This window comes from Streptomyces europaeiscabiei (assembly GCF_036346855.1).
Taxonomy (GTDB): Bacteria; Actinomycetota; Actinomycetes; order Streptomycetales; family Streptomycetaceae; genus Streptomyces; species Streptomyces europaeiscabiei.
On record NZ_CP107841.1, the window covers coordinates 7,929,391 to 7,940,581 of the forward strand.

Annotated in this window: 7 protein-coding genes and 3 pseudogenes; 6 read left to right on the forward strand and 4 right to left on the reverse strand. The window is 68.9% G+C overall.

All coding sequences use genetic code 11. From position 1 onward, the window contains the following. Nucleotides 1-58 precede the first annotated feature (58 nt). Nucleotides 59-1,240: a Gfo/Idh/MocA family protein gene (locus OG858_RS34560; protein ID WP_086749517.1), complete on the reverse strand. Its 1,182-nt coding sequence runs from the start codon at nt 1,238-1,240 to the stop codon at nt 59-61. A 1,313-nt stretch (nt 1,241-2,553) separates the two neighbouring features. On the opposite strand from OG858_RS34560, the gene OG858_RS34565 reads away from it, so the two are divergent. The 6 genes and pseudogenes from OG858_RS34565 to OG858_RS48575 form a co-directional block, all read left to right on the forward strand. Beyond that, a complete protein-coding gene (locus OG858_RS34565; RefSeq protein WP_086749516.1) occupies nt 2,554-3,642 on the forward strand; it encodes a sugar ABC transporter substrate-binding protein in 1,089 nt (362 codons plus the stop codon). A 159-nt stretch (nt 3,643-3,801) separates the two neighbouring features. Then, the gene (locus tag OG858_RS34570) at nt 3,802-4,866 is read left to right on the forward strand and encodes an ABC transporter permease (protein ID WP_328544148.1); all 1,065 of its coding nucleotides are present in this window, start codon (nt 3,802-3,804) and stop codon (nt 4,864-4,866) included. A 2-nt stretch (nt 4,867-4,868) separates the two neighbouring features. Beyond that, nucleotides 4,869-5,660 (forward strand): ATP-binding cassette domain-containing protein, encoded by a 792-nt coding sequence (locus OG858_RS34575; protein ID WP_086749514.1) that lies wholly within the window; start codon nt 4,869-4,871, stop codon nt 5,658-5,660. A 722-nt stretch (nt 5,661-6,382) separates the two neighbouring features. After that, nucleotides 6,383-6,490: pseudogene (locus OG858_RS34580) on the forward strand (protein phosphatase); the annotation flags it as partial. A 348-nt stretch (nt 6,491-6,838) separates the two neighbouring features. Continuing rightward, nucleotides 6,839-6,979, forward strand: a pseudogene (locus OG858_RS34585) (IS5/IS1182 family transposase); the annotation flags it as partial. 124 nt (nt 6,980-7,103) lie between these two features. After that, nucleotides 7,104-7,700 (forward strand): annotated as a pseudogene (locus tag OG858_RS48575) (IS110 family transposase); the annotation flags it as partial. 217 nt (nt 7,701-7,917) lie between these two features. Here OG858_RS48575 and OG858_RS34600 read toward each other — a convergent pair. From OG858_RS34600 to OG858_RS34610, 3 genes are read right to left on the reverse strand one after another with little or no spacing between them, the layout of a single operon-like run. Next, nucleotides 7,918-9,114 carry a Gfo/Idh/MocA family protein gene (locus tag OG858_RS34600; protein ID WP_086749512.1) on the reverse strand — a complete coding sequence of 399 codons (1,197 nt, stop codon included), beginning with the start codon at nt 9,112-9,114 and terminating at the stop codon, nt 7,918-7,920. Between the two features lie 44 nt (nt 9,115-9,158). Further along, a complete protein-coding gene (locus OG858_RS34605; protein ID WP_327745072.1) occupies nt 9,159-9,629 on the reverse strand; it encodes an MFS transporter in 471 nt (156 codons plus the stop codon). 40 nt (nt 9,630-9,669) lie between these two features. Continuing rightward, nucleotides 9,670-11,166 (reverse strand): CoA-acylating methylmalonate-semialdehyde dehydrogenase, encoded by a 1,497-nt coding sequence (locus OG858_RS34610; RefSeq protein ID WP_086749511.1) that lies wholly within the window; start codon nt 11,164-11,166, stop codon nt 9,670-9,672. Nucleotides 11,167-11,191 lie beyond the last annotated feature (25 nt).

An 11,191-nucleotide genomic window follows, 5' to 3' on the forward strand; every position in this document is an offset into this window, starting at 1 on the left:
CTGCAGTGGCGGTTCTCCTGCCGGAGAGCTGAACGGAAGGGGGCAAGCCGAGCCGACCTCACTGGACGGTGACGGCCTGTCCTCCGGCGTCGGCGGAGGCGACGATCGCATCGATGACGCGCAGGTTGTGCAGCCCGTCGGCAAGGGTGGGGCAGGACGGCAGCCCGTTCAGACCTGCGATCTGCTCCAGGAAGGCCCGGGCCTGCCAGACGAAGAACTCGTGCTGGCCGTGACCCACGCTGGGAAAGTCCATGGGCAGACCACCGGCGATGTAGGGGTGGCCGGGGCCGACCACGATGCGCCGGTAGCCGTCCACAGGGGCGGAGGCCGCCGAGTCCACGATGGTGAACTCTGCGGGACGCGACAGTTCGAAGGTGGCCGCGCCGCCCTTCGTGAACACCTCGAAGCCGAGGGAGTTGGCCAGACCGCGGGCGATGCGCGAGACGGAGAAGGTGCCGACGGCGCCGGAGGCGAAGGTCGCGGTGAAGGTGGCTATGTCGTCGTTCTCGACGAGCTCGCGTTCCTGACTCACCTGTACGTCGGCCGAGTGGCCCACCGCGGTGCCCAGTGGCAGAGGTCGCTCGTGCACCTGGGTGGAGAGCACGGCGCCCTGAACGCTCTGCACCGGACCGCAGAAGTACTCGCCGAGATCGATGAGGTGGCTGCCGATGTCGGACAGTGCCCCGGAGCCGGGTCCGCCCCGGTAACGCCAGCTCATCGGTGCCTCGGGGTTGTGGCCGTAGTCGCACCAGTAGTGTCCGTTGAAGTGTTGTACCGGCCCGAGCGTGCCCTCCCGCACCTGCTGCCGGATGGCGTTGATGGCGGGGGAGCGGCGGAAGGTAAAGCCGGTGGCCGCCACCAGGCCGGTGCCCTCGGCCGCCGCCACCATGGCCTGCGCGTCTGCCACACTCGGCGCGAGCGGCTTCTCGCACAGCACGTGCTTGCCCGCCGCCAGCAGGGCTTCGACGATCTCGCGGTGCAGGTGGTTGGCGACCACGACGCTGACCGCGTCGATGTCGTCGGCCTCGACGATTGCCCGCCAGTCGGTCTCGGCCCGCTCGTAGCCGTAGCGGCGGGCGGCGTCCTGGGCGAAGGGCTCATGGGCGTCGGCGACAGCGACCAGGCGGATCCCGGGCAGCCCGTCGCCGTACAGCGTCGAGGCCTGTCTGTAGCCGTTGAGGTGGGCCCGGCCTGCCATTCCGGCCCCGATGACCGCCACCCCGATCGGTCGTGTGCTCATGGTGGTTCCTCTCCGGCGCGCCGTTGTGCCGTGACTAGGGGGATGGGGACCGAGCGTCGTGGGCGCGGGTTTCACCTTGGGATCTACCAGCCAAGACCTCGTTTAAAGCGCTTTAAGCACTGGTACTATCGGCGGCGTTACGGGCGTATGTCAAGCGGTGCCGTAAATCCACGGGAGACCGCGTGGGCGACTTTGGCCCGGCTGCCCCCGCAGGCCTGGACGGCGCGATACCGCGTCCCCCGATCGGAGGACGTCACCGCGTGCGTCCACCGTCCTGCCCCAGCCGCCGGTGCTGTGGCCGGCCCGTCGTTTCGAGGGCTGCAGGATCACCGGTGCAAACTCGGCGTCGTGTGCGGTGCTGGACGGCGACGGTGTCGACCGGGCCGTCGACGCCATGGTGGGCCTCGGTGATCGTGCGGTCGCCACGGCAGCTGGGGCGAGGTTGTCATCGCCGCCGACCGTCGCCGCGGATACCGGAGCGCCATGCGCCGCCACGGCCTCGTCTCGCTGATCGGGATCCTCCATGGTGCCACTGAGGAATCCGGCAGCGGGGCCGGGTCGGCATCCCGTCGGCGGACGGCGCTCTGTCGGCCGCCGTCGTGACGCTCCATGACCGGAGTGCTCTGGCCTCGCTGACTGCCTTCCGGCGGGCGGAGGAGAGGTTCCCGGCGCCGGTCCGTCGCGGGCTGCGGCGGCGCTCTTGTCCCCGCTGTGCTGCTTCATCTGACCGCGGTCGGCCAGAATGCCGAGGAGCAGGACCGGTCAGGCCGTCATCGCCGTGGTCGTACGCCTTGATCGGGGTGGTATCGCGTCCCGCGAGACATCTTTGCCTCCTCCCTCCTCCTGCGTGGAACCACATCGCAGCCGCGCTGATCGGGCGAACCGCTTGGTGCGTTCCGGCCACCGCCGGCCGCTGTCCGCGTGGGCGCCAAATGTGTGCCCTATGCAGCCTTTTGCGGTCAGTGGTGGCGCAGTGCGCATTCTTCCGCGAAAAGGCCCTTGACACGTTTCGGAAACACAAGCATGCTCTGGCCAGCACTTAAAGCGATTTAAAAGATCACGAATACGAATCCGCACTCACCAGTCCGTCCGGCGTTGCCGTGATCGCCGCAGCACCCTCCTGGCGAGCTCTTCCGTCGCTCGCCCACGCCTGTAAGCCCAATCACGCGAATACCCGGTACTGCGGACGTGCCCGGTCTTCCCCGCGCAATCGCGCGCCCCGGTTCGTACACGTCACCGTCGCACCACCACCCCGAGACATGCCTGGCCTCGCTCACACGCGCCTCGGCATCACTCAAAGGAGCACCCCGCACATGGATCACACCCAGTCCCGGCGACTGCTCGGTCGCCGTCCTGCCCGAAGAGCTCTGACCGCGGTGAGCCTGCTCGCCGTCATGGCGGTCGCCGCGACCGGATGCGCCAGTGGTAAGGCCTCGGGCGGCGATGGCGACCGGTCGTCTGCGCCTGCCGAGGGCGGATCGACGTCCGCCGCGAAGAACGGCAAGAACGCCATCTACGTCATAGGCGGCAAGCCCGACGACCCGTTCTGGTCCGCGGTCAAGCGGGGCGGCGAAGACGCGGCGAAGCTCGTGAAGTCCGGCGGCGGTTCTGTGACATTCCTCGGCCCCAAGACGTACGACAACCTCGGCCCGGACGCCGCCAAGCTGACGCTCACCGCGCTGTCGCAGAACCCGTCGGCGATCGTCGTACCGGACTGGGTGCCCGAGAACCAGGACGACGCGATCAAGCAGGCCGTGAAGCAGGGCGTGCCCGTCTTCATCTACAACGCGGGCGGTGTCGACGCGGCCGAGAAGACCGGGTCGCTCAAGTACATCGGATCGGACGACTACGAGGCCGGCAAGGCCGGTGGCGTCAAGTTCGCCGAAGAAGGCGCGAAGAACATCCTGTGCGTCAACACCGTGCCCGGCGCGGCGAATTCGGAGGCCCGCTGCGACGGCATCGCCGACGGTGCCAAGAGCAAGGGGGCCAAGTCCAAGCAACTGCCCCTGCCCTCCTCCAACTTCGGCAACCCCTCCGCGGTGACCCAGGCCATCAAGGGTGCCCTGCTGAAGGACGACACCATTGACGCCCTCGTGACGATCGGCGTCCAGGACGCGGACAGCGCGGCCGCCGCGATCGACCAGGCGAGCGCCGCCGACAAGGTGAAGCTGGGCACCTTCGACCTCTCGGACAGCCAGCTCAACCGGATCAAGGCCGGCAAGCAGCTGTTCGCCATCGACCAGCAGCCTTACCTACAGGGCTTCTACGCGGTGTCGATAGCCAACCAGTACCTGTCCTACGGCGTGATCCCGCCGCAGAACCCGCTGCTGACCGGCCCGCTCCTGGTCACCAAGGACAACGTCGCCGAGGCGATCGCGGGCACGAAGGCCGGCGTCCGCTAGTCGGCGGAGGACCGCTCCCGGCCCGAGTCGCTCATCCCTCGTTCACCGTCCCGCGTTTCCCGTTCCGCGTGGAGGTGCCGGGCCCGGCCCGGGCGCGGCACCTCTCGCAGGCGAACGACGCGCCGCACATCCGAGATCCACAAAGGTGGTACCAGACCGATGACAACCTCCCTCCCGAAGACGACGGCCGGCCCGGAGACCGCCGTCATACCGGCGAAGCAATCCGAGAGTCGGCTGGGGCAGCTGCGCCATCGCCCCGAGGCTGGAGCGCTCATCGGAACACTGAGTGTCTTCGTCTTCTTCGCGATCTTCGGCGGTGAGAAGTTCCTCGCCCAGGCGGGGGCAGCGAGCTGGCTGAACATCGCCGCAGAACTCGGCATCATCGCCATCCCCGTCGGGCTGCTGATGATCGCCGGCGAACTCGACGTGTCCGTGGGCTCGGTGCTCGCGGGCAGCTCGATGACGCTGGCCATCGTGTCCGGGCACTGGGGCGCGCCGATGATCGTCGGTATCGTGCTCGCACTCGCGCTGGGTCTGCTCACCGGCCTGCTCAACGGGATTCTCGTCACCAGGAGCAACGTCCCCTCCCTGGTCGTCACCCTGGCCACCCTGTTCGCGCTCTCCGGGCTCACCCTCGGCCTGTCCCGGTTCACGACCGGTACCACCAGCGTCGCCCTCGCCCCCGACCCCACCTCCAAGGCGATCTTCGGACAACTGATCGGCGGCCAGTTCGAGGTCGCGATCTTCTGGTGGATCGCCGTGGCGGTCGCCGTCACCGTGCTGCTGCAGGCCATGCCGTACGGCAACTGGATCTTCGCCATCGGCGGTGACAAGGAGAGCGCCCGCGCCAACGGCATCCCCGTCGCCCGCGTGAAGATCTCCCTGTACCTGGCCAGCGGATTCTGCGCCGCCCTCGTCGGCGTGATCCAGACCATCCTCTACAACGGCGCCCAGGTCGCCAACGGCCAGTCCTTCGTCTTCAACTCCATCATCGCCGTGGTCATCGGCGGCGTACTGCTCCAGGGCGGCTACGGCTCGGTCGTCGGCGTCGTACTGGGAACCCTCACCTTCGCCATCGTCAACCAAGGCATCTACTTCACCGGCTGGAACTCCGACTGGGCCGCCCTGATCCTCGGCGTCCTCATCCTTGCGGCGGTGCTGATGAACAACACGTTCCGCCGGCTCGCCCTGTCCCACAAGCCCCGCTCCGCGAAGAAGGCCTGACCATGACCACACCCCTTCTGCGACTGGAAGGCGTCAGCAAGTCCTTCCTCGGCACCCACGCGCTGCAGGACATCTCCCTGGAGGTGGACGCCGGAAAGGTGCTGTGCCTACTCGGCGACAACGGTGCCGGCAAGTCGACCCTCATCAAGATCCTCTCCGGGTTCCACAAGCCGACCACCGGCACCATCGAGGTCAACGGTGCCCCGGCCGTCTTCGACAGTCCGCGCGACGCCAGCGCCCAGGGCATCGCCACCGTCCACCAGTTCGGCGGTACGTTCCCGTTGATGGGCGTCGGCCGCTGCTTCTTCGTCGGGGCCGAACCCACCAAGGGCTGGGGCCCGTTCAAGTTGTTCGACAAGAAACTGGCGGGCGAGATCGCCGTCCGCGAGATGCAGTCCCTCGGCATCACCCGCGTCACCGACGGCGCCCGCCTGGTCGGCAGCCTCTCCGGCGGCGAGCGCCAGGCCCTGGCCATCGCCCGCGCCGTCTACTTCGGCGCCAACGTCCTCATCCTCGACGAACCCACCGCCGCCCTCGGTGTCAAGGAAGCCGCCCACGTCCTGCGCATCATCATGCAGGCCCGCGCCAAGGGCGTCGCCGTCATCCTCGTCACCCACAACGTGCGCCACGCCATGATGGTCGGCGACCACTTCGCCGTCCTCATCCGCGGCCAGAAGGCCGACGACTTCCGCAAGGGCGAACGGACCCGCGAGGAGATCACCGACCTCATGGCCGGCGGCGAGGCCATGGCCGACCTCGAGGCCGAACTCGCGGAGCTTCAGGCCGGCGCCTGAGCCCAGCGCTCCGGGCCCGACCACCCACTTCGGCCACCGACTTCGCGTCCCTCCCCCGCGAGCCGGAGGCCGAGATACGCGGCGCGACCGGAAACGGTACGCGCTGCCCCCAGCCCGTACCGGGTGGAGCTCACTCTCCGCCCGGTACGGGCGCGACTGCAGTCGACCCGGCGGGTCTGGGCACGGCAGGTGACGTCGTGCACGGGCAGACGGCCCGTGAGTAGGGATGCAGGGCGCCTGGCGAGTGCCGGGCGCCCTGGCATGAGCCATCCTTGGATGCGGGAGAAGAATGGGCGTATCGCACTCTGAGCGGGGGAGCGGCTGGGGTCGTCGCGACTCTGGTGGAGGTGAGACGGTGGGGAGACGGCGGAATCACCCACGACGCCGAACTGTCGAACCGCGTCGACACGTCCGGCGACTCACGGACGGCGCGTGCCGTTGTAGACGAACACGGCGTGATCGCCGAGTGGAAGGAGGGCGCTCGTCGCCTACTCGGCTATGCGTCTGCGAAGGGACGAAGAGATCTCCGCGGAGGCACTGCGTCGACTTCCGAGCCTGCCGAGGTGGAGCGGGAGGGTCCGGCTGCGGCACCACGACGGATACCAGGAAGTCCGGTACAGGTCGCCGGAGAGATCCGCAAGCAGGCTCCTTTGGCGAGGGCGACCTGTTGCTGGCCGAGGAGATCACCGCCCGGGCCGCGGTCTGCATCGACAGTCCTGCGGGTGTCGTCGATCTCATGGATACCGGCCGGTCCCCCGTTGGGACTGGGCGGGTTGCCGTTCGAGACCACCGAGATCACCCTTCCTGAGGGAAGCCTGCTCGCTCTCTATACCGATGGGGCTGGTCGACTCCCGGGAACAGGACCTCGACGAGGGAACCGCGCGCCTGTGCAGCGCCGTCGCCCGTCCCGCGTTGTACGGTCCGCGTCCTCTGGACGATCTTTGTCACGACGTGCTCGCCACCGTGCCACCCGAGCACCCAGCCGACGACATCGGCCAGGGCACGCAAGCTTGTCACCGCGCAGCTCGATGCGTGGAATGTGTCGGAGGCGTCCTTCGCCATTGAGCGTTTTCAGTACGGCCACTGATCGTGTGACGTCGATGGGTGCGCAGCGCACGAGGCTCCCATGCCGTTGGGGGAGGTGTTCGAAGTCTCAACCCACAGGTACAGGAGCCGCGTTGGTTCCGTATTCTGCCGCACTCGACCTGCCTCACGCCCTGGTCGAGTCGGTGACGATGCTCATCGTCACCCACGAGGGTGACCGCCGTTGCAAGCTCCCGCCGCACCAGCGTGCGCTGGTCAGGTTGGTGTACCTGCGCGCCGGCGGAGCGTGTCCCGATAGGGGTCTTGGCCTCGAAGACACCGTCACAGTTCTGACCGTTCCACCGTCCGGCGCTGACTATCGGTACGTCGTCGAACAGGAGCACCGTGATCACCCTCTGCATGCCTGCGGCCTTTCCTGCTGCCCACGCTGTCGAGGCCGCGGCCGAGCCGCGCGTGGTGGTGCTCGGCGTCGACACTCACAAGGACGCGCACGTCGCCGTCCTTGACCACCTTGGCGGACTGCTGAGCAGCGGGGAGTTCCCGGCCACCGCGGCCGGCTACGGCCAGCTTCTTGACTGGACACGTCAGTGCGGGACGGTGCTGCGGGCTGGGTTGGAGTGCACCGGCTCCTACGGTGCGGGACTGGCCCGCTACCTCGCGACCCAGCAGGTTTGCGGTGGTGGAGGTTAATCAGCCTGATCGATCCACCCGGCGTCGGCGCGGCAAGACCGACGCCGTCGACGCCGAGGCTGCCGCCCGGGCAGCGCTGTCCGGCATCGCACGGGCGCTACCGAAGAGCGGCGACGGGCAAGTGGAAGCGCTGCGGATGCTCCGGTTGGCGAAGAGGCATCCCTCGCCGCCCTGTGCGGCGTCAGTCCTGTTGAGAAGTCCTCAGGGAAGAGCCAGCGCCGTCGGCTCAACCGCGGCGGAGACAGGCAGGCCAACGCCGCGCTGCACCGCATCGTGGTCACCCGCCTACCATCTACCGGACGGAGTGGAGGCACACGCCCGGACGGCCCGCCTGGCCGCCGCACATGGCCGAGAACGGATTTCGGCCCGCATGCGGCGCGTGGGGGCGACGCCCTCGACGAACACACGTTGTGAAGGGCCCCGCGCGCACCTGTCGGCGGGCGGGACCTCTCAAGGGGTTCTGTGAGGCGGCTGGCGACGCCGCGTGCAGATTCGGGCTCTACGAGCTCCGGCTCTTCGGTGGTCAGGCGGTGGGCGGGACCGTGACGGCGGCGCCACCGGCCTGGGAGGACTCGACGACGGCCTTGATGATCTCCATCGTGCGCAGCGCGTCGGCGAACGTGGCGCAGGCAGGCAGCGGCGCGGCCACCCCCGCGACCTGGTCGAGGAAGGCGCGGGCCTGGTAGGTGAAGTTGTCGCCGTTGCTGGCGCCCACACCGGGCGCCTCCATCGGGACACCGCCCGCGAAGTACGGCATCTGCGGGCCGGCGATGATCTGCCGGGCGCCGCGCGTACGGGCGTCGGGCTGGGCGTCGTCGAAGAGGTACTCGGCGGGCCGGTGCTGGTCGAACGCGGCCCGGCCGCCGAGGCCCAGGACGTCGAAGAACAGCCCGTTGGGCAGGCCGAAGCCGGTGCGTGTCACCGAGAAGGTGCCCACGAGACCGGACTCGAAGCGGGCCGTGAACGACGCGGTGTCCTCGTTCTCGACCTCGCCGAACTCGTCGGAGACGGGAGCCGCGTTGTGGCCGACGACCGCGCCCAGCGGTAGCGGACGCTTGGGGATCTGCGTCGACAGCGCGGCACCGGAGACGGAGGCGATGGGCCCGGCCACGTACTCGGCGGCGTCGATGACGTGCGAGCCGACGTCACCCAGCGCGCCGGAACCCGGGCCGCCCTTGAAGCGCCAGCTCAGCGGGCCGTTCGGGTCGGTCGCGTAGTCGCACCAGTACCGGCCGCTGAACAGGGTCAGGTCACCCAGCTCACCGCGCCGCACATGGTCGCGGATCGCGGCGATACCGGGGGAGCGGCGGAAGGTGTAGCCCACGGCCGTCACGACCTCGGCGGAACGCTCCAACCCGGCCATCGCACGGGCGTCTTCCAGCGACCCGGCGAGCGGCTTCTCGCACAGCACGTGCTTGCCCGCCGCGACCAGGGCCTCCGCGATCGGCCGGTGCAGGGCGTTGCCCACGACGATGCTGACGGCGTCGATCGTCGGGTCCTCGACGACGGCCTCCCAGCTGGGGAGCGCCTTCTCGAACCCATAACGGCGGGCGGCGTCCTCGGCGAGTGCGACATTGGCGTCGGCTACCGCGGCCAGCCGCACCGGCGGCAGACCGGCGCCGAAGACCGTGTTGACATTGCGGTAACCGGCGGCGTGGCTGCGGCCGGCCATACCGGCACCGATCACGGCGACTGACAGAGGCTTGGCGGACGTGGTCATGGGGGTGCCTTTCGAAGAGCTCTGAGAACAGCGGGAGGGCCTGGTCAGGTGGCGTACTGTCCGCGGAAGTGGGACTCGATGGCTTCCATCGAGCGCCCCCGGGTCTCGGGAACGGTGCGCAGGTAAGGGAGGAAGGTGGCGGTGTTGATCGCGGCGAAGATCAGGAAGGTAAACCCGCCGATCGCGTCGATCAGCGGCGGGAACACCAGGAAGTTCGCCATCCAGGTGCCGAAGACGGCCGTACCCATCGCGAAGCCGCGCAGCCGGAGCGGGAAGATCTCCGAGAGCATCAGCCAGAACACGGTCGCGATGCACCCCTGCATGAACTCCCCGGGCGAGGGGGCCATGAAGGGCACTGCTCCGGAGATGACTCCGGTGTCGTAGCCGAAGAGGAGCCCACCGAAGGTCGCGATGACCGTGATGGTCCGCAGCCTCCGGTAGACCTTCGGCGAGGTGTCGCCCATGGCGGCGGTGCTCGGTGCGGGCGCCTGAGTCGCGTCGTCCCTGACGCCCATGGCCACCTCCTAGCGGTCGATGTGGGGGGACGGGATCAACTCAGGTGCTGGTGGGGAAGTTGAAGCCGGCGTTCACTTGCTGGGCGGGCTGGGGCCAGCGGGTGGTGACGACCTTGGGGCGGGTGTAGAAGCGGATGCCTTCGGGGCCGTGGATGGGGGAGTCGCCGATGAGGGAGTCCTTCCAGCCGCCGAAGGAGTAGTACGACATCGGCACGGGCACGGGGACGTTGATGCCGATCATGCCGACCTTGATGGTGCGCTGGAAGCGGCGGGCGGCCTCGCCGGAGGCGGTGAAGAGGGCGGTGCCGTTGCCGTAGGGGTTGGCGTTGATGAGGTCGATGGCCTGGTCGAGGGAGTCGGTGCGGATGACGGCGAGGACCGGGCCGAACAGCTCTTCCTTGTAGGCGTCCATGTCGGTGGTGACGTGGTCGAGGAGGGAGGGGCCGGTGAAGAAGCCGTCCTCGTGGCCGTCGATCTTGAGGCCGCGTCCGTCGACGACGACGGTGGCCCCTTGGGTGGCGGCGCCGCCGACCGCGTTCTCGACGCGTTCCTGGGCGGTCTTGGTGACGAGTGGGCCCATGTCGGTGCCGGGCTGGTCGCCGGGGCCGACCTTCACCTCGCGGGCCTTGCGCTGGAGGATCTCGACGAGCTCGTCGGCGGCGTCGCCGACGGCGACGGCGACGGAGACGGCCATACAGCGTTCGCCGGCGGAGCCGTAGGCGCCGGCGGTGATGTGGTTGGCGGCGAATTCGAGGTCGGCGTCGGGGAGGACGACGGCGTGGTTCTTGGCGCCGCCGAGGGCCTGGACGCGTTTGCCGTGGGCGGTCGCGGTCTCGTGGACGTACTTGGCGATGGGGGTGGAGCCGACGAAGGAGACGGCTTCGATGCCGGGGTGGGTGAGGATCGCGTCGACGGCCGGCTTGCCGCCGTGGACGACGTTGAAGACGCCGTCGGGGAGGCCGGCTTTCTGGTAGAGCTCGGCGACGAAGTTCGCCGCCGACGGGTCGCGCTCACTGGGCTTGAGGATGAAGGTGTTGCCGGTGGCGATGGCGATGGGGTGCATCCACAGGGGCACCATGGCGGGGAAGTTGAAGGGGGTGATGCCGGCGACGACGCCGAGGGGCTGGCGGAAGTTGTGCACGTCTACGCCGCGTGAGACCTGGTCGGAGAAGGAGCCCTTCAGCACGTCGCCGAGGCCGCAGGCGAACTCCACGACCTCGCGGCCGCGTGTGATCTCGCCGCGTGCGTCGTCGACGGTCTTGCCGTGCTCGGCGGAGATGATCCGGCCCAACTCCTCCTCGTGCTCGACGAGCAACTGGCGGAAGGCGAACATCACCTGGGTGCGCTGGCTGAGCGAGGACTCCGACCAGGTCTCGAACGCGGCGGAAGCAGCTGCGACGGCGGTGTCCACGTCGGCGGTGCCGCCCAGGACCACCTGTGCCTGCTCGGCACCGGTGGCCGGGTTGAACACCGGCTGGGTGTTGGCGGCGGAGCCCGGGGTGGGGCTGCCGTTGATCCAGTGCTGGATGGTAGTCACGGTGCGGGTTTCCTTTGCGGGGACG